The following is a 17,290-nucleotide window of genomic DNA, read 5'->3' on the forward strand; positions in this document are numbered from 1 at the left end:
GAATGACGGGAGGAAAGGAAGGCGGGACTGGAGCACGCGCTCCCCGCCTCACCCCAGCGCACTGACCCCGCCCAGCCAAGTCTGCCACACGATCACGAAGCCGCCGTGCAGCAGCACCGCCGGCCACAGCGACCCGGTGCGCAGCCGCATCAGGGCGCAGGAAAGCCCCAGGATCGTCGTGCAGACAAGGAAGTCCCAGCGCAGGAACGTCGTCGCGTGCGGCAGGAAGGTCAGGGTCTCCAGCGGGTGCCAGGCGACGTAGAGCGCCGTCGAGACGGCGACCCACAGCCAGGGCCGGCGGGTTTCGTCGCGGCCTGGCAGCAGCAGGCCGCGGAACGGTAGCTCTTCACCGAGCGCTGGGATGATCCAGACCAGCAGCAGCCTCAGCGGCAGGCCCGGCGCCGTCTCGGTCAGGCGATAGAGGCCAGTCGCGAACCCGATCGCCGCCATCAGCGCGCCGCAGATCACGGCCGCCAGCGCGCACCACCGCCAGCCGGCCGCGTCGGGCAGGGTCCGCAGCAGCGAGACCAGCCGGCGAACGACCGGGCGAAGCGGCGTCGAAGGCGGCTGGGGCGCCGGCGGCCGCCCGCGCACCTGCGCCAGCCGTGCGATCACGGCCTCGACGGCCTCCGTCGGCCCCTCGATCGACAGGCCGACATAGGTCTCGGCTTCGACCACCACGACACCGTGGGCGGTTTCCCACGCCTCGTGCGAGACGTCCTGCGAACCGCCAACGCCGGACCAGCGGTCCTTCAGCGTCGCGCCGCTTTCCAGCAACGCCGTCAGCAGCGCCGCGCGCAGATCGCGGTCGTATTCGTCGCCCAGATGGACGCCAAGCCGGTCGCTCAGCTGCGCCACTTCAGCGTGGTTTCCTTGACCGGATTGACGAAGGGCCGGCCCTCGGCGCGGCTGGCGGTCCATTCGCGCTTCAGCTGCTGGTACCACTTGGCCTGGGTGTCGGCGTCATCGATCCAGATCAGGGCCGGGTCGTATTTCAGCCCCTCGTTCTGCAGGTTCACCATGCGGCCGTCCTGGCGCAGGAACTCGCGGGCGAAGGGGGCGATCAGGGCGCGGAAGGCCATCACCGGATGGTCCGACCAGATCAGCTGGCTGATCCGCGTGCTGGTCTCGGTCAGCGGCGTCAGGCAGGTCAGGGCCAGCACCTGATGCTTGCCCACCACGATGTGCTCCCAGCGATAGCCGGGCAGGCGGAAGGTGATCTCGATCTCCGGCGCACCGCCGAGGATGTCGTACAGGCGGTTGGCCTTGCTGCGCCCGTGGCGGCGCATGACGAAGCCCTCGGGCGAGGGCGCGAAGACCTTGGTCTTCTCCGACTGGCGCTTGGACGAGCGGGCCCACCAGGCCTCGTGCACATAGGGGGCGTGGGTGGGGTCCATCAGCCCGACCACCGCGTGGTCCATGTGGGTCTCGAAGATCATCGAGTCGACGATCTTGGCCTGGCCGCCGACCACGCCGGGAAACTCGGGCGGCGGTTCGGGCGGCTCGCCGTCGAAGCGCGGGTCGGCGCTGATCCAGACGAAAACCATCCCCTGGCTCTCGGCCGCGGGATAGCGCCGCACGCGGATGCGCGAGACCTCCAGGCTCTGGTCGCTGGTCAGCGAGGGGATGGAGGCGCAGACGCCGTCCGAACCGAACCGCCAGCCGTGATAGGGGCACTCGACGCTGGAGCGGCCGTCGGCCTCCTGCGTCAGTTTTCCGCCCGACAGGGGCGCGGCGCGGTGCGGGCAGACGTCGCGGATCGCGAACACCTTGCCGTCCTTGCCCCGGCTGACCAGCACCGGCTCGCCGAGGATCTCGTAGCGGGTGAGCTTGCCGGTCTTCACCTCGCGCGACAGAGCCGCGTAATACCAGGCGTCGAACAGGAAGCCCTTGCCGAACTTGGCGGGCGGGGCCTTGGCGGCGCCAGCGGCGGTGGAAGCGATACGAGCGTCGTCGGCGGGCATGATCGGGGTTCTAGCGTCAGTAGCCCGGCATTTTAAGGGCGTGAACGTCCTCTCCCGCAAAATCCCCGCGAAAGCGGGGACCCAGGCTTTTTCTGCAACCCATGGCGCTCAACGATAAAACACCTGGGTCCCCGCTTTCGCGGGGATTTTACGGGAGAGGTATGGACGCGATCAGCGCCCCGCCGTCTCCACCAGCCGCTGGTAGAAGCGCACCATCTCCTCGAGATTGGCCACGGTCATGTGCTCGTTGGTGCCGTGGATCATCTTGGTGCCGTCCATCGACAGGGTGATCGGCTGGAAGCGGTAGATGTCGTCGGCGATCGGCGACATGAAGCGGCTGTCGGTGGCGGCGATGACGAGGCCCGGGGCGACCGGCGCGCCGCTCTCGTTTCCGGCCAGCGAGGCCAGGGTCTTCCAGCCGCCGGAAGAGGTCGACGACACCGGCGAGGGATCGTTGGGCTGGCGCTCCCAGGCGAAGGTCACCGGCAGGTCGCCGACGGCCTTCTTGGCGCGGGCCATCACGGCGTCGGCGGTGTCGCCCGGCGCGATACGGTAGTTGATCCAGGCCGTGGCGTCCTGCGGCAGGACGTTGTCCTTGGGCGAGCCCTTCAGCATGGTCGGGGCCGTGGTGGTGTGCAGCATGGCCGCCCCGGCCGGCGAGCGGGCCGTCTGCTTGATCAGCAGCGGCGAGAACAGCCAGGTGTTGGCCGCCGCCATCTTCACCACCGGCGAGGCGCTGGGGGCCAGGGCCTTCAGCATGTCGGCGCCGGGACCTGAGAACGTCATTGGATGCGGGTGGTCGGCGATGGCCAGCACGGCGCGGGCGAGGGTGGTCACCCCGGTCTGGGCGGGCGGGGTCGAAGAGTGGCCGCCCGGCGCTGAGGCGGTGATCCGCATGGTGCCATAGCCCTTCTCGGCCACGCCGATGATCGCCGCCGGACCCTGGGTGACCGGATTGTCGGCCACCACCACCATGCCCTCGTCGAGCACGAACCAGGCCTTGACGCCCCGCGCCTTCAGCGTCGCCGCCACGGCCCGGGCCCCGGCGCCGCCGACCTCCTCGTCATGGCCGCTGGCGATGATGACGGTGCGCTTGGGCGTGAAACCGCCGGCCGCCAGGCCATCAACCGCTTCGAAGAGGCCGATCAGCGAGCCCTTGTCGTCGACCGAACCGCGGCCCCAGACCGCGCCGTCAGCCACCACGCCGGCGAACGGCGGATGCTTCCAGTCCTTCTCGGTGCCGGGGGTCACCGGCACCACGTCCTGGTGGGCCATCAGCACCAGCGGCGGCAGCGACGGGTCCGAGCCCTTCCAGGTGTAGATCAGGGCGTGGCCGCCGACGACCTCGCGGGTCATGGCCTTGTGGGCGGCCGGATAGGTGGCCTGCAGCCAGGCGTGCAGGGCGTCCCATTGCGCCAGATCGTTCTGCGCGGCGTCCTGGTGGCTGACGGTCTGGAAGCGGACGGCCTCGCCCAGGTGGGCGGCGGCCTTGGCGGCGTCGAACGGACGGGCGGCCGCCAGGGGAACGTCGCCCGCCGGGGCCGGCGGCTTGAAGGTCGCCGTGCGCACCACGACCACACCGGCCAGCACCGCGACGACGCCGACCGTGCCCAGCGCGACCTTGCTCTTCCACCCCATGACGCCCCTCCGCGAATGTCAGGGCGAGACTGTGCGACGGGGCGGCGGGGTTGCCAATCCCCATTTCGATACGTGATGGATCGAAATAGTCTCCCGATCCTTCTCCGCCATTTCCGCTCGGCTCGCGGAAAACGGGCGCGCCCCTTCCGCGAAACCATGGTTTGTTGCCCCGCTCCCTTTCGCGAGCGGCCCTATCGGAGACTTCCATGATCGCAGCCATGCTCGCCGCCATCGCGCTCGGCGGTGCGGTCCCGCCGGCGTCCTCGACGAACGCCGCCGTGGCTGAAAGCCCCGCGCAAGCGCTCGATCCGGCGACCGTGAAGGCGGTCGAGGCGGCGGTCTATGACTATGTGGACGGCCAGCTGGAGGGCGATCCGGCCCGCGTCGCCCGGGTCCTGCACCCTGACCTCGCCAAGCGCGCCGTGCGCTCGCGGCCGGATCCCGACGAGACCCTGGGCCTTCGGCGCATGACCCGCGACGAACTCGTGGGCCTGACGCGGCAGGGCGCCCTGCGCACGCCGCGCGAAAAGTGGGACCGCAGCGTGAGGGTCCTGGACGTCGCCGGCAACGCCGCGGTGGCGCGCGTGGAGACGCCCTGGTTCGTCGACCACCTCAATCTGGGCCGGTTCGGGGACCGCTGGGTGATCGTCAACGCCCTGTGGTTCCCCAAGCCGCAGCCTGCGAAGTCCTAGTCCTTCACGTGCGTCGTCGGACGGTCGTGGCCGTCCGACAGCTCCTCGCGCCACTGGCCGCGCTCGTCCTCGTAGGTGATGCCGACCGTATCGCCCGCCACCTTCTGCTCGCCGGCCGCGCGCTTGGCGGCGGCCAATGCCGCGTCGTGCGTCCGGAAGGTCTCGGAGAACACCGCGCCCAGCTTGTAGGCCCAGCCGCCGTCGTGCTCGACGATGGTGTAGGTGATGTCGGTCATGGGCGATGCTCCTTCAGAGGCGAAACTGGAGGGAGAGGGACGCGGTTCCGACGGCGCTGTCTTGGACGCAGGCGCCGCATTCTCGCGCCCCACCCAAATTCGTCATCCCGGCCGGAGCGCAGCGTAGAGCCGGGACCCAGGGGACTGGGCGCAGGCGGGTCGGCTGGCTCCCGGCGTCGGCGGCGACGCGGTGCGGCGGCCCCTGGGTCCCGGATAAGCCCTGCGGGCTTTCCGGGATGACGGCGGTGGGGTTGAACGCCCCTACCCCTCCCCAGCCAGCTCCTGCACCTCCTCGAAGGTCCGCAGGCCGGGGCGCTGGGCGCAGACCAGCACGCCCATGTTGCCGGGCAGGTGCTGGTTGGCCAGCATCTTCTCGTGGGCGGCGGGGATCTGGTCCCAGGGGAACACTTCCGACAGGCAGGGATCGACGCGGCGGTCGATGACCAGCTGGTTGGCGGCGCTGGCCTGCATCAGGTTGGCGAAGTGGCTGCCCTGCACGCGTTTCTGCCGCATCCACAGGAAGCGGGCGTCCATGGTCAGGTTGAAACCGCTGGTGCCGGCGCAGATGGCCACCATGCCGCCGCGCTTCACGACGAACACCGAGACGGGGAAGGTCGACTCCCCCGGGTGCTCGAACACCAGGTCGACGTCCTTGTTGCCGGTGATCTGCCAGATGGCTTTGCCGAACTTGCGGCTCTCCTTCATGTAGTCGGAGAACTCCGGGCCGTTGACCTTGGGCAGCTGGCCCCAGCAGTTGAATTCCTTGCGGTTCAGCACCGCCTTGGCGCCCATCGACAGCACGAACTCGCGCTTGTCGTCGTCGCTGACCACGCCGATGGCGTTGGCCCCGGCCACCGCCGCCAGCTGCACGGCGAAGACGCCGAGGCCGCCGGACGCGCCCCAGACCAGCACGTTCTGGCCGGGCTTCAGCTCGTGCGGCTTGTGGCCGAACAGCATGCGGTAGGCGGTGGCGAGGGTGAGGGTGTAGCAGGCCGCCTCTTCCCAGGTGAGGTGGCGGGGCCTGGGCATCAGCTGGCGCGACTGCACGCGGCAGAACTGGGCGAAGCTGCCGTCCGGCGTCTCGTAGCCCCAGATCCGCTGGCTGGACGAATACATCGGGTCGCCGCCGTTGCACTCCTCGTCGTCGCCGTCGTCCTGATTGCAGTGGATAACGACCTCGTCGCCCAGCTTCCAGCGCTTCACCTTGGCGCCCACCGCCCAGACGATCCCGGAGGCGTCGGAGCCGGCGACGTGGAAGGGATGCTTGTGGCCGTCGAGCGGGCTGATCGGCTCGCCCAGGGCGGCCCAGATGCCGTTGTAGTTCACCCCCGCGGCCATCACGAGGACCAGCACCTCGTCCTCGCCGATCTCCCAGGTCGGCACCACCTCGACCTGCATGGCCGAGCCCGGCGGGCCGTGGCGCTCCTTGCGGATCGTCCAGGCGTACATCGACTTGGGCACGTGGAAGGGCGGCGGGATCTCGCCGATCTCGTAGAGGTCTTTGACAGCAGACGTGGCGGTCTCAAGGGTCGCGGCGGTCATATCACTCCCCGGCTTTTGGCCCCGGCTCTTCGGCGCTGCAACATGAACGCCAAAAGGACTGTTTGCGCTCCGCGGTACGGTTTGGCGCGAGTGAAAAACGCGCCGCCGGGCCGTCGTTCTTATCGTGTTCTCCGGCAGCGCTCAGCCTGCCGGTATGGCGAAGGCTGTGACAAGCATCCGGATCTGGCAAGCGGAATCCTTGTGCGTCGCAGCATGGTTGCACATGAAACCACATGTCGAGCCGGAGGTTGCGCGCTTCCCATTCGGCCCGCGTCGGGCGAGGTTGGCGACATGACGCCGACGATCCCGCCGCTGCTTCACGTCTCGCGCCCCACGGGCTCCATCATCCTACTGGAGCTGGACGCCCCGCCGGCCAATGCGCTCAGCCTGCCGCTGCGGGCCCAGCTGGTCCGGGCCCTGGACGAGATCGCCACCGACGACGACGTCCGCGCCGTGGTGCTGACCGGCCGGGGCGCGGTGTTCTGCGCCGGCGACGACCTGCGCGAGGCGGCCGTGCGCGGCGACGGCGCCCTGGCGGCGGTCGAGGACTTCAACCGGCTGATGGACTGGGTCGAGGCCCTGCGCGTGCCGACCATCGCCGCCATCGACGGCTGGTGCTTCGGCGGCGGGCTGGAACTCGCTTTGGCCTGCGACATCCGCCTGGCCAGCGACCGGGCGGTGTTCGCCGCCTCGGGCGTCAACATCGGCCTCGTGGCCTCGGCGACGCGCCTGCCCAGGCTGATCGGCGCGGCGAGGGCCAAGGCCCACCTGCTGACGGGCGCGAAGTTCGATCCGGCCCGCGCCCTGTTCGACGGCGTCGTCACCGCCGTCCACACGCCCGCCACCCTGCTGCGCGAGGCCATGAAGCTGGCCGAAGCCATCTCCTCCCGCGCGCCCCTGGCCGTGGAGGCGACCAAGCGCATCGTCGACGGCAAGGCCTATGTGGAAGAGGAACTGCCCGCCCTGATCGCCAGCGCCGACCACAAGGAGGCCATCGCGGCCTTCATGGCCAAGCGGACGGCGGATTTCCGGCGGCGATAGCCTCGCCGGCGACGATCACATGAGGGGGAGACCATGACGCACTTTTTGCGACGCCCGCTGGCGGCCTGTGCCTTGGCGCTGCTGGCCACGGCCTGCGCGACAACGCCGCCCGCCGGCCCGACCCGTTTCTACGCAAGCTACAGCGGCGATCATCCACCCACGAAGCCGCTGTTCGAGGCGGTCGACACGCGCATGCGACTGGAACCCGACTTCGTACGGGACTTTCGCGAACCGATGAGCATCCACATCGCCGATGGCGCGCCGACGTCCGACGGAAGGCTGCGCTATGCGGTGCGTATCAAGATCCCTGCGCGTCTTGCCGACCGGCGCGTCAGCGAGCGCAACAGAACCCTGGCGACCTTCGACGTCACCTGCGCCCCGGATCGTCCGGAGCCTTGCGTGGAAGAAATCGTCGCGCGCGCGAAGCTGCAGCCCGCGAGAATTCGCCGGATCCTGTCCCGCTCTCCGAAGGCGTGAAGATCACACCGGCCGATCGCCCGCGATCGTCACCCGGAAGCCCGAGCGCACGTCCGGGAAATAGTCCCAGATCGCCTGGTGCCAGGTGCAGCGGTTGTCCCAGAAGGCCACCGAGTTCGGCCGCCAGCGGAAGCGCACCTGGAAGTCGGGGTTGCCGGCGTGGTGATAGAGGTAGCCGAGGATCGCCGCGCTCTCGGCCTTGGGCAGGCCGGCGATGTGGGTGGTGTAGGACGGGTTGACGAACAGGCTCTTGCGGCCGCTGACCGGGTGGGTGCGCACCACCGGATGGGCGGTGCAGTTGTATTGCCGGTCGATGTCCGGAAAGATCGCCTTGTAGATCGGGTTGGCGTCGTGGACGGCGGTCAGGCCCTCCAGATAGGTCTTCATCCGATCCGAAAGGGTGTCGTAGGCCGCGTACATGCTGGCGAAGACGGTGTCGCCGCCGTCGTCGGGCACGACCGGCATGTGCAGGATGCTGCCGAGCGGCGGCTCGGGATCGCAGGTCAGGTCGGAGTGCCAGCTCTCGCCGGCCACGAACTTGGAATTTTCGTCGGCGTGGATGGCCACCACCTCGGGATGGTCGGCCAGGCCCGGCACGCCCGAATGGATGGCCAGCGGCCCGAACTTGCGGCCCAGGGCCTTGTGGGCGTCGTGGGTCATCTGCTGGTCGCGGAAGAACAGCACCTGGTACTGGGTCAGGGCCTGGTGCAGCTCCTCGAACTGCCGGTTCGACAGCGGCTGGCCCAGGTCGACGCCGAACACCTCGGCGCCGATCCGGCGGGTCATCGGCTTCACTTCCAGCACGTCGTAGGCCATCGAACGCTCTCTCAATTTTTCTTGGTCGCGTGGCAGGCGCCGAAACCGCTCACACTTTCGGCTGCCACGCTCAGGATTTAAGGAACTGGCCGCGCACATAGACGAGCGGCGGCTTGGACTCGTCGATGCGGACCGAGACGACCCGGCCGACGAGGATCTCGTGGTCGCCGCCGTCGTGGGCGGCGTGAAGCTCGCATTCGACCGCCGCGACGCCGCCGGCCAGCACCGGGGCGGCGGTCGCGCCCGGCTCCAGGGCGGCCAGGGCGAAGCGGTCGTCGCAGCCCGACTTGGCGAAGGCGTAGGCCAGCTCGCCCTGGTCGGCGGCCAGGATGTTGACGCAGAACACTCCGGCCTCGCGCACGGCGGCCAGGGTGCGGCTCTCGCGCTTCAGGCAGGCCAGCACCAGCGGCGGGTCCATCGACAGCGACGAAAACGCGCTGACCGTCGTGCCCGACAGCTGTCCGTCCAGCGCCGTGGTCACCACCGTCACGCCGGCCGCGAAGCCGCCCATGGCCTTGCGGAACAGGGCCGGATCGGCGTCCTGGGCCAGGGCCGCGCCCATCACTCGCCCCCGAACGGGTTGTCGCCATAGACCGGCGGGGCGCGGTTGGCCGCCTCGCCCGTCTCGGCACGGCCGCAGACCGCGAGCGCCGTCAGGGCGTAGACCAGGGCGCTGTCCACCAGGTCCTTCGGCGTCGGCCGCCAGCGGGCGAAGCCCGTGGTGATGGCCGGGATGCGGTGCATGTTGAAGACGTTGTGGTCGCGCCACATGCTGGAATAGACCGGTGCGGCCTTGGCCACCGGATGGCCCAGCGACAGCTGGGTGGCGACGTCCACGGCCCCGACCAGCGGGGCCACCTCGGCGGCATCGGCCTCGAAGCCGTGGCGCACGACCACCGGCTCGATCTCGATCCCGGCGATGCCCGTCTTGCGCGCCATGGCCTCCAGCGAATGCTGGATGTCGGCCACGCGCTGGCGGGGGTTGAGGCCCACTTCCAGATAGAGGTTCACCCGCTCGGTGCCGGCCCCGAAGGCGTAGGGGATGCCGCCGCGGATCGAGGCCAGCTGCGACTTCGGCTGGGCCGTGCCGCCGGGGCTCTCGTACAGGCTGGCCTTCTCCCATTCGCCGCTCCAGGCGTGGATGGCCTCGGTCAGCTTGCCGATCTTATAGAGCGGGTTGGGATGCTCGGCGGCCGTGGCCGGATGGGTCAGCAGCGGGGTGAACACCCCCTCGCCCCACACCGTGATCCGAAACACCGCATAGCCGCAGCCGACCCAGGTCAGGCCGAAGTCGCAGCCCTCGGCCGCGATGGCGTAGTCGGGGGCGACACCGCCGTGGTGGAACAGGTAGTGGGCGCCGATGTCCTTGCCCATATAGGCGATCCCGCGATGCTCCTCGATCGGCTCGGGGCCGATCTCGCCGGGGCAGGCGGTGAGATACATCTTGCCGGCCAGCTCGTAGCCGGCGGCCTTCAGCGCCTTGGCGGCGATCAGGAAACAGGCCATCGGCCCGCGGTCGTTGGCGATCGGATAGCCGTAGAGCTTGCCGTCCTCCAGCCAGCACTTCTCCCACTCGGGATTGGCCAGGGTCGAGGGGCTGTACTTGTAGGCGTCGAGATCGGGGTTCCAGGTCGGCGCCTCGGTGTCGAGGTGGGCGGTGAACAGCAGGTTCTTGCCCACGCCCTTGCCGCCGTGCGTGCCGATGATGTTCGGACGCTCGGGCGTGGCCCCCACCTTGCGCGGCGAGAAGCCCTCGCGCGCCATCCAGTCGTAGACGTAGGTCGCGACCTCCAGCTCCTTGCCCGAGGGGGCGGGGATGTTGCCGAGCGTCAGGGCCAGCTCGACGATCTCGCTTTCGCTGATCGCCGCGGCGATGGCGGCGCGGTCGGCTTCCGTCACCGTGTAAGGGGCGGCGACGCCCGGGATGTTGGCGAACCCGTCGGCCATCACGCGGCCTCCTTCCAGGCTTTGGCGACCTCGACGCTGTCGGTGAGGATCGCGGTGTTCAGCGCCATGGTCTTCAGAGCCACCTCGTGCAGGTCGGGCTCGTAGGCCGCGCAGGCGTCGGCGGCGACGAAGACATGGTAGTCGAGGTCGAAGGCGTCGGCGGCGGTGGCGGCCACGCAGCACTCGGTGGTCAGGCCGCAGACCACGAGCGTATCGACGCCCATGGCCTTCAGCTTCGTATCGAGGTCGGTGCCGACGAAGCCGCTGTAGCGGGTCTTGGCCACCACCAGTTCACCTTCGACGGGCTGCGGACCATAGAAGGCGCTGCCGGGTTGGCCGGCGCGGCACAGGGCCGCCTCGCTGTCGGGATCGCCGCCGCGACGGCGCATGCGCTCGTTCCACGACGGGCTGTCGGTGTCGGGCGAAGTGAACAGGCCGACGAACACCACCGGCACGCCCGCTTCCCGCGCGACGGCGACCAGCGCCGCCGCCGCATCCACGGCCGGCGCGGCCATGCCCATGTCGACGCCGTACTGGCCCAGCAGGCCGTCCGGCGAGGCGAAGTCGACCTGGATGTCGATCACCGCCAGCGCCGTGCGGCTGGGCGCGATCCAGGCCGGAAAGTCGCTCACGAGAACACCGAGCGCAGGCCCGGCAGGATCTCCGAGCCGAACATCGACAAGCCTTCCACATAGTCCGGGAAGATCAGCATCAGCCCGTCCAGCTCGCAGTCGGTGACGAAGGCCTGGATCTGCTCGGCGCAGGTGGCGGGCGAGCCGACCACGGTGTGGGTCATGAACGCGCCCTGCTGGGCCGCGACGCTCGACAGCTTCTCGGCCGGCACGCCCCAGCTTTCCAGCATGGCCAGGATGGCGCCCATGTCGGCCCCGTCCTTGTAGCGCTGGACCAGGGCCTCGGCCCCGGCGTCGCGCTCGGCGTGGACGACGGTGCACATGGCGTAGGTCTTGATGGTCTTGCCCATGCCTTGCGCGGCCAGTTTCGCCCGGCGGCTGGCGTCGCGGCGCTCTTCCGGCGTGCGGCCGCCGATGAAGCAGACGTCGGCCTCGCGCACCGAGAACTGGAAGCCCCGGTCGCTCATGCCCGCGCAGACCAGCTCCGGACGGGGACGGCTCAAGGGCTTGGGCTTGGACTGGCAGTCCTTCATCGTGAAGAACCGGCCGTCGAAATCGACGCTGTCCTCGCTCCACAGCCGCTTGACGATCTGGGTCCATTCCTCGGTCAGGACGTAGCGGTCGTCGTGGGTCAGGGCGTCATCCCAGGCGCCCATCTGCGAGAACTCGCCGCGATAGGCCCCGGCGACGATGTTCAGGCCCGCGCGGCCGCCGCTGATGTGGTCCAGCGTGGCGATCATCTTGGCCGCCACGGCCGGGTTCTGCAGCAGCGGGTGGATGGTGGCCCAGATGCGGACGTTCTTGGTGGCCTCGGCGATGCCGGCCATCATCGTCACCGACTCCAGGGCCGTGCCCCAGTGATCGGTCTCGCCGCCGAAGCCGCGGAACTTGCCCATCGACATGACGAAGTCCATGCCGACCTGGTCGGCGGCCACGGCCGCGGCCTTGTTGCTCTGGTAGAGGCCGTCGAGGGTGGGCGTGGTCTTGGAGATGATCCAGCCGCCGTTGGCCACCGGCAGGAAGACTCCGAAGTCCTTGTGCTTGGAGGGGCTGTGGAACATGGCGGACATCCTTGATTACGCGGCGTCTTGCAGAAGGGTGGGAACGGGCTCGCCGATCGGCTCGGCCTCGGCGGCCTTGCGCGGCGGGCGCATGAACAGGGCGGCGACGAAGATCACGCCGATCACCGCGGCGAAGACCTGGAAGGCCGGGGCGAAGCCGCCCAGCTGGTCGCGCATGAAGCCGCCGATCGCCGGCCCCAGGGCCGAGGCCGCGCCCGCCAGGCAGACCAGCGAGAAGAGCTCGAGATTGTTCTTCCGGCCGTAGTAGTTGAGCAGCAGGATGCTGACGGCCAGCACGGTCATGCCAAAGCCGATGCCCACCCCGACGGCGAACAGCATCATCAGCGGCCAGGTCGTGGCGTGGGTCAGGGCCAGCAGGCCGACGGCCATGACGCCTTGCGCGCCCGCCAGCAGCCAGCGCGGATCGATCCGGTCGCCGACCAGACCACCGCCCAGGCGCGCGGCCACCTGCATCAGGGATTCCAGGCTGATCGCCGAGATGGCGATGGTCATCGGCACGCCCAGCTCGCCGAAGTGGCTAGGGGCCAGGCTGACGGCGGTGACCCCGCCCAGCAGGTGGGCGAAATAGGCCGCCAGGATCACCCAGAACTGCGGGGTGCGGACGGCCTCTTTCACGGTCCAGTCGACGGCCGTGCGGTAGACGCGGGTGTTGGCCGGCGCGTTCTCGACATCCTCGGCGACGGCCTTGTCGGTCTCGGCGGCGGCGGCGTCCAGCCAGGCCTTTCCGCCCACCAGGGCGGTGCACAGAACACCGACGACCAGCGAGGCGGCCGCCTGCATCCACCAGTAGGGCCGCCAGGCGCCGCCGGCGATCTCCATCCCCGACAGGGCCATCCACGGCCCGACCACCCCGCCCAGCGAGCCGACGGTGAAATAGATCCCGAACGGCAGGGCGCGCTTCTTGAACAGCATGCCCAGCACGTGGGTGCCGGGGATCAGGGCCATCATCTGGTAGCCGACGCCCAGCAGCGCCGTGCCGAACAGATAGACGTAGAGGCCCGGCGTCGCCGCCAGGCACGAGAAGCCCGCCACCATCACCGCCGAGCCGGCCAGGATGGTCGGCCGCACGCCGAGCTTGCGGATCAAGAGGGCCGGCAGCCACGACGAGCCGCCGCAGAACGCCCCCAGCAGGGTGAAGCCGGTGAAGGCCGGGCCGAAGCCCCAGCCCTGCTCCTTGATCATCGCCGGCAGCACCACCCCCAGCGACGAGAAGGTCGAGGCGGTGATCAGAAACAGCAGCAGGGCGAAGACCGACAGGATCAGCCAGGCGCGCCAGGGGGAAGTCGACATCGCAGGGCTCCACGCAAGGTTGGAGCGACGCGCCCGTTGCAGCGGGCGCGCCGCAGGGGAACTAGAACTTCCGGGACAGGGTCACTCGCCACTCGCGGCCCTTGGAGGGCAGCGCGCCGAGGTTGGCGTAGGTGTCGGCGTCGGGGGTGAAGTAGAGCTTGTCGAACAGGTTATCGACGTTGAGCGTGGCCGTGTACGGACCGTACTCGTAGTAGGCGCTGGCGTTGGCCACGGCGTAGGCCGGATAGACCACAGCGCCTGGCAGCACGCCCGAGGTCTTGGTCACGTGCGTCACGCCCAGCGTGCCGCCGACCTTGCCCCAGTCGTAGGCGTCCGACGTGTAGGAGCCGTACAGGCTGACCACCGACTTGGGGATCAGGGTGTAGTCGTAGTCGCCGGCGCCGACGACGCTGCTGTAGCTCCACACCACGTACGAGCCGCCAAAGCCGTTGGCGCCCGAGACGCCCGCGGCCCAGGCCGGGATGTACTGGAACGAGGTATCGGGACCCTTCACCGAGGTGTGCTGGCTGTTGCCCGAGAAGGTGAAGCTGAAGTGCTCCGAAGCGAGGTAGCGCACTTCCAGCTCCACGCCCTTGGCGCGGGTGCCGGTGACCGTGCCGGCGATGCCGGTCAGCTGGGTGCGGTTCTGGCGGTAGCCGGCCAGCGAGCCGATCAGCGTGCCGTTCAGCCACTGGAACTTGACGCCGGTCTCGGCCAGGTCGCCGTCCGACAGCCAGGTGCCGTTGTTGACCAAACCAGGCGCGATGTCGCCCGCCTGGCTCATCTCCAGCGACGAGGTCTCGGCGTAGGTGATGTAGGGCATCAGGCCCAGCGGCAGCTTGTAGGTGGCGCTGGCGGTGTAGGTCCACTTGCCCTTCGACGCCTTCTGCACGCCGGCGATCGTGTAGGACAGGTAGCCGGTGTCGTTGGAGGTGACGTCGTAGTCGTCGTAGCGGCCGCCGACCATCAGGTTCAGCTTGCCGCCGATCATGATGTCGCTGGTGAAGAAGACGCCGACATCGCTCCACTGGCTGGAGTTGTCGTTCTCCCACTGCACGCCGTCCCCGGCGTTGAACGGGCTGCCGAGGATGTCGGTGGCGGTGGCCCCGTAGGAGAGATCGCGGCGGTCCAGCGCGATCATGCCGCTGTTGTAGCTTTCGCGGCGGCGGCCGTCGAAGTCGCGGTAGGAGGCGCCGACGAACGATTTGGTCTCGACCGCGCCGTCCAGGAAGTCGTGGTCGATGTTGTAGGTCAGGCGCGCTTCCCAGACCTTGCTGTCGAACCACGCCGGATAGCCGTAGGACGAGAAGCGCTTGTTCTCGAGGTCGTCGTAGAACAGCTGCAGCTTGATCGAGCTGTCGGCGCTGAGATCCTTGGCCAGGTCCCAGTAGAAGGTGTTGGTGCGGGTCTTCGAGAAGTCGGCCGACGAGACATAGACCGTGCGCGGCGACAGCTTGGTCATGCCCACCCCGGTGTCCAGCGTGTGCAGTGCGTCGCTGGCCGGGTAGCCGTAATAGGCCAGGTACATCGACGCGGCGTAGGGGTAGTAGCCGATCTCGTTGGGCGTCAGGCGGCCGTTGCCGTCGCTGTCGGTCAGGCTGGTGTCGCGGCCGGTGATGTAGGTGCCGTTGTCGATCAGGCTTTGCGTCAGGCGGTTCCAGCCGGCCGTCTGCACGTCGCCGTCGGAGTGGTAGAGCATCGCGCCCATGGCGGTGCTCCAGCCGTTCCCGAGGTCGAAGTCGGCCGAGATTTCGCCCGTCTGCCGCTTGGGATAGATGCCGTGGTAGTAGCTGTGGCTGTCTTCGGCCTCGCCGTAGAGATAGACGCCGCCGACCACGTCGCCGAACGACACGGGCAGGCCGACCTGGGCCGTGGCGTTCTTGCGATTGTAGCTGCCGTAGGTGGCCGTCACCTCACCCGTGGGTTCGGAGAGATAGCCGCCCTCGTTCTTGCCCGACTTCGGAATGAAGTTCAGCAGGCCGCCCACCTTGCCGGGACCGTAGATCGGGGTCGGCGGACCGCGCACGACCTGGATCTGCTCGGCGGCGCCGATCGGGGTGGAGTAGGTGCCGCGGTTCTCGACGCGCTTGAAGCCGCGGAAGTAGTTCTCGGCCAGAGTGCCGCGAATGTTGAGCGAGCCGGGCACGCCGTAAAAGCTGGCGGTGTAGGTGCCGGGCGAGACGGCGGTCAGGCCGTCGATGGTCTCGATGCCGTAGCGCTGCAGGGTCAGGTCGGAGACGAAGCTGGCCGAGCGCGGCGTCTCGATCAGCGGCTTGTCGAGACCGAATACGGTGTTGTTCGGCTGCTTCTCGATCAGGCCGGCCTTGTCGCGGGCCTTGACGACGATCTCGTCGACGGCGTCCGGCGCGGCGACAGGATCGGGCTCGGCCGCGTGAGCGGCGCCGGCCAGAGCGAGCAGAACGGCGGCGGAGCAGCCCGCCAGCAACATCCGTTGGTTCGACATGACGTCCTCGTTCGAGGCCGTCGCACCTTCCGCCCTCGGCGGTTATCCCCAGGGGCGACACCTCTTGGAGAAACCATCGCCTCACCGGTTCCGGACGTCCGGAGCCGCATCTGTAATTTCACTCAAAATGTTCGGGTCGCCCAGGATTTGCCCCGCCCTGCGCGGCTTTCGCCCACGGCGGGACCAGAAAACTTGATCCAGGGCGAACGAGACCGAGACTCAAGCGGCCTTGAAGCCAGGCCTTGGCGATCCGATCTACCGGTCGCTCCCGACAGCCCGGGTAGAGCCTGACGAAAATGTAATCCGCGGGCGAACGGCTCAGCTGTTTACAAACGTCTTACAACGCACCACGTTTCTATCCATGGTCGCGCTGAACACACCCTTGAGCGTCAGGTTGTCCGAGGAGGACGCCCTTTTCCTCGCCGGTCTCGAACTGGAGGGGGCGGTGACAGCCAGCGACAAGGTGCGCGGCCTGATCCGCCAGGCCCGCCAGCGCGCCCAGACGCCCGCCACCTGGGACGCCGCCCTGGCCGCCGCCCACGACATCGCCGCCCCGGCCCTGAAGGCCCTGCGCGCGGCCGAGCTGGCCAGCGACCGTCACTCCACCGTCGCCCTGGCCCTGACCACCGCCGTCGAGGAGCTGCTGGCCGTGCTGCTGGCCGCCCCCGCCGAGCTGGCAGGCGGCGATCCGCAAGCTCTGGCCCGGCACGAGGCGCGGCTCGTCGACGCCGCCGCCCGCCTGACCGAGCAGATGCTGCGCTGGGGCGTCACCCCCAGCGCCCCCGCCTACGATCCCACGATCGTCTCCCGCCGCGTCGCCGCCCTGGGCGAGCTGACCCGCCTGATCACCGCCGCGGCCGACCGCCCGGCGAGCGCCTGACGAGGACCCGATGGCAGATTCCCTTCGCGCCCGGGTGGGCCGCATCGTCAGCGGCGGGGCCCACGCCCTGATCGACGCCCTGGAAGAGGTGATGCCCGACGCTCTGGGCCAGCAGGCCCTGCGCGAGGTCGACCAGGCCGTCGACGAGGTGCGCGCCGAGCTCGGCCGCGCCATCGCCGCCCGGCATCTGGCCGCCAAACGCCTGACCGAGCAGTCCAGCCGCCACGACGACCTGTCGGCCCAGATCGAACTGGCCCTCTCGCAGGACCGCGAGGACCTGATCCGCGCCGCCCTCGAACACCAGCTCGACATCGAGGCCCAGGTTCCGGTGCTGGAGACCGCCGTCGCCGACGCCGCCCAGCGCCAGGCCGAGCTGGAAGGCTATCTGGCCGCCTTGCAGGCCACCCGCCGCGAGATGGCCGAGGACCTGACCGACCTGTCGGCCGCCCGCGCCAAGGCGCCCAGACCGCCGACCGACGGCGAACTGGCCCAGGGCGCCAAGCTCTCCGAACTTGAGCGCCTGACCCGCCGCCACCGGGTGGAGGAGCGCCTGGCCGCCCTGCGCGCCGCCAGGCAGGAGGGCTGACCG

The 17,290-nt window shown here is 69.3% G+C and carries 17 protein-coding genes and 1 pseudogene; 6 read left to right on the forward strand and 12 right to left on the reverse strand.

Annotation, left to right across the window (positions count from 1 at the left end):
• Positions 1–48 precede the first annotated feature (48 nt).
• The 3 genes from AC2YHT_RS11620 to AC2YHT_RS11630 form a co-directional block, all read right to left on the reverse strand.
• A complete protein-coding gene (locus AC2YHT_RS11620) occupies positions 49–858 on the reverse strand; it encodes a CPBP family glutamic-type intramembrane protease (RefSeq protein ID WP_487289880.1) in 810 nt (269 codons plus the stop codon).
• On the reverse strand, positions 846–1,964 hold the full coding sequence (locus tag AC2YHT_RS11625) for a Rieske 2Fe-2S domain-containing protein (protein WP_487289882.1): 1,119 nt from the start codon (positions 1,962–1,964) through the stop codon (positions 846–848). Before AC2YHT_RS11625 ends, AC2YHT_RS11620 begins: the two co-directional genes overlap by 13 nt.
• Before the next feature lie 171 nt (positions 1,965–2,135).
• Positions 2,136–3,602 carry a M20 family peptidase gene (locus tag AC2YHT_RS11630; RefSeq protein WP_487289883.1) on the reverse strand — a complete coding sequence of 489 codons (1,467 nt, stop codon included), beginning with the start codon at positions 3,600–3,602 and terminating at the stop codon, positions 2,136–2,138.
• Positions 3,603–3,808: 206 nt separating this feature from the next.
• On the opposite strand from AC2YHT_RS11630, the gene AC2YHT_RS11635 reads away from it, so the two are divergent.
• The gene (locus AC2YHT_RS11635) at positions 3,809–4,294 is read left to right on the forward strand and encodes a nuclear transport factor 2 family protein (RefSeq protein WP_487289885.1); all 486 of its coding nucleotides are present in this window, start codon (positions 3,809–3,811) and stop codon (positions 4,292–4,294) included.
• Here the strand turns inward: AC2YHT_RS11635 and AC2YHT_RS11640 are convergent.
• Positions 4,291–4,530, reverse strand: a complete 240-nt coding sequence (locus AC2YHT_RS11640) for a DUF2188 domain-containing protein (protein WP_110119224.1) — start codon at positions 4,528–4,530, stop codon at positions 4,291–4,293. The genes AC2YHT_RS11635 and AC2YHT_RS11640 overlap by 4 nt on opposite strands.
• Positions 4,531–4,591: 61 nt before the next feature.
• On the opposite strand from AC2YHT_RS11640, the pseudogene AC2YHT_RS11645 reads away from it, so the two are divergent.
• Positions 4,592–4,747, forward strand: a pseudogene (locus AC2YHT_RS11645) (hypothetical protein).
• Between the two features lie 44 nt (positions 4,748–4,791).
• Here the strand turns inward: AC2YHT_RS11645 and ccrA are convergent.
• Complete coding sequence (gene ccrA / locus AC2YHT_RS11650; protein ID WP_487289887.1) at positions 4,792–6,072, reverse strand: crotonyl-CoA carboxylase/reductase; 1,281 nt, start codon at positions 6,070–6,072, stop codon at positions 4,792–4,794.
• 291 nt (positions 6,073–6,363) lie between these two features.
• Between ccrA and AC2YHT_RS11655 the strand changes: the two genes are divergently transcribed.
• Together AC2YHT_RS11655 and AC2YHT_RS11660 are read left to right on the forward strand one after the other, a co-directional pair.
• On the forward strand, positions 6,364–7,113 hold the full coding sequence (locus AC2YHT_RS11655; RefSeq protein WP_487289889.1) for an enoyl-CoA hydratase/isomerase family protein: 750 nt from the start codon (positions 6,364–6,366) through the stop codon (positions 7,111–7,113).
• A gap of 33 nt (positions 7,114–7,146) precedes the next feature.
• Complete coding sequence (locus AC2YHT_RS11660) at positions 7,147–7,590, forward strand: hypothetical protein (protein WP_487289891.1); 444 nt, start codon at positions 7,147–7,149, stop codon at positions 7,588–7,590.
• Between the two features lie 3 nt (positions 7,591–7,593).
• Here the strand turns inward: AC2YHT_RS11660 and AC2YHT_RS11665 are convergent, their stop codons facing one another.
• The 7 genes from AC2YHT_RS11665 to AC2YHT_RS11695 all read right to left on the reverse strand — a co-directional run bounded on the left by AC2YHT_RS11665 (position 7,594) and on the right by AC2YHT_RS11695 (position 15,821).
• Positions 7,594–8,406 (reverse strand): TauD/TfdA dioxygenase family protein, encoded by an 813-nt coding sequence (locus tag AC2YHT_RS11665; RefSeq protein ID WP_110119220.1) that lies wholly within the window; start codon positions 8,404–8,406, stop codon positions 7,594–7,596.
• A 70-nt stretch (positions 8,407–8,476) separates the two neighbouring features.
• Entirely contained in the window at positions 8,477–8,968 is a 492-nt protein-coding gene (locus AC2YHT_RS11670) for a flavin reductase family protein (protein ID WP_487289893.1), read from the reverse strand.
• Positions 8,968–10,353, reverse strand: a complete 1,386-nt coding sequence (locus AC2YHT_RS11675) for a zinc-binding metallopeptidase family protein (RefSeq protein WP_110119218.1) — start codon at positions 10,351–10,353, stop codon at positions 8,968–8,970. Before AC2YHT_RS11675 ends, AC2YHT_RS11670 begins: the two co-directional genes overlap by 1 nt.
• Positions 10,353–10,985, reverse strand: coding sequence for a cysteine hydrolase family protein (locus AC2YHT_RS11680; protein WP_487289895.1), 633 nt, complete (start codon positions 10,983–10,985; stop codon positions 10,353–10,355). Before AC2YHT_RS11680 ends, AC2YHT_RS11675 begins: the two co-directional genes overlap by 1 nt.
• A complete protein-coding gene (locus AC2YHT_RS11685; RefSeq protein ID WP_487289897.1) occupies positions 10,982–12,046 on the reverse strand; it encodes an LLM class flavin-dependent oxidoreductase in 1,065 nt (354 codons plus the stop codon). Before AC2YHT_RS11685 ends, AC2YHT_RS11680 begins: the two co-directional genes overlap by 4 nt.
• 15 nt (positions 12,047–12,061) lie before the next feature.
• Complete coding sequence (locus AC2YHT_RS11690; RefSeq protein ID WP_487290046.1) at positions 12,062–13,399, reverse strand: MFS transporter; 1,338 nt, start codon at positions 13,397–13,399, stop codon at positions 12,062–12,064.
• A gap of 19 nt (positions 13,400–13,418) precedes the next feature.
• Positions 13,419–15,821 (reverse strand): TonB-dependent siderophore receptor, encoded by a 2,403-nt coding sequence (locus AC2YHT_RS11695; RefSeq protein WP_487289899.1) that lies wholly within the window; start codon positions 15,819–15,821, stop codon positions 13,419–13,421.
• 382 nt (positions 15,822–16,203) lie between these two features.
• Here AC2YHT_RS11695 and AC2YHT_RS11700 point away from each other — a divergent pair, with 382 nt between their 5' ends.
• Positions 16,204–16,701, forward strand: coding sequence for a hypothetical protein (locus AC2YHT_RS11700; RefSeq protein ID WP_487289901.1), 498 nt, complete (start codon positions 16,204–16,206; stop codon positions 16,699–16,701).
• Between the two features lie 10 nt (positions 16,702–16,711).
• A complete protein-coding gene (locus AC2YHT_RS11705; protein WP_487289903.1) occupies positions 16,712–17,287 on the forward strand; it encodes a PspA/IM30 family protein in 576 nt (191 codons plus the stop codon).
• The last annotated feature ends 3 nt before the right edge of the window (positions 17,288–17,290 follow it).

The sequence above is a fragment of the Caulobacter sp. SRI_008 genome (assembly GCF_057586355.1).

What these genes read in the sequence shown, in the direction of transcription:
- AC2YHT_RS11675 (WP_110119218.1), bottom strand. Translation starts at nt 10,353, where the DNA reads ATGGCCGACGGGTTCGCCAACATCCCGGGCGTCGCCGCCCCTTACACG.
- AC2YHT_RS11625 (WP_487289882.1), bottom strand. Translation starts at nt 1,964, where the DNA reads ATGCCCGCCGACGACGCTCGTATCGCTTCCACCGCCGCTGGCGCCGCC.
- ccrA (WP_487289887.1), bottom strand. Translation starts at nt 6,072, where the DNA reads ATGACCGCCGCGACCCTTGAGACCGCCACGTCTGCTGTCAAAGACCTC.
- AC2YHT_RS11655 (WP_487289889.1), top strand. Translation starts at nt 6,364, where the DNA reads ATGACGCCGACGATCCCGCCGCTGCTTCACGTCTCGCGCCCCACGGGC.
- AC2YHT_RS11695 (WP_487289899.1), bottom strand. Translation starts at nt 15,821, where the DNA reads ATGTCGAACCAACGGATGTTGCTGGCGGGCTGCTCCGCCGCCGTTCTG.
- AC2YHT_RS11640 (WP_110119224.1), bottom strand. Translation starts at nt 4,530, where the DNA reads ATGACCGACATCACCTACACCATCGTCGAGCACGACGGCGGCTGGGCC.
- AC2YHT_RS11685 (WP_487289897.1), bottom strand. Translation starts at nt 12,046, where the DNA reads ATGTTCCACAGCCCCTCCAAGCACAAGGACTTCGGAGTCTTCCTGCCG.
- AC2YHT_RS11665 (WP_110119220.1), bottom strand. Translation starts at nt 8,406, where the DNA reads ATGGCCTACGACGTGCTGGAAGTGAAGCCGATGACCCGCCGGATCGGC.
- AC2YHT_RS11670 (WP_487289893.1), bottom strand. Translation starts at nt 8,968, where the DNA reads ATGGGCGCGGCCCTGGCCCAGGACGCCGATCCGGCCCTGTTCCGCAAG.
- AC2YHT_RS11630 (WP_487289883.1), bottom strand. Translation starts at nt 3,602, where the DNA reads ATGGGGTGGAAGAGCAAGGTCGCGCTGGGCACGGTCGGCGTCGTCGCG.
- AC2YHT_RS11705 (WP_487289903.1), top strand. Translation starts at nt 16,712, where the DNA reads ATGGCAGATTCCCTTCGCGCCCGGGTGGGCCGCATCGTCAGCGGCGGG.
- AC2YHT_RS11660 (WP_487289891.1), top strand. Translation starts at nt 7,147, where the DNA reads ATGACGCACTTTTTGCGACGCCCGCTGGCGGCCTGTGCCTTGGCGCTG.
- AC2YHT_RS11635 (WP_487289885.1), top strand. Translation starts at nt 3,809, where the DNA reads ATGATCGCAGCCATGCTCGCCGCCATCGCGCTCGGCGGTGCGGTCCCG.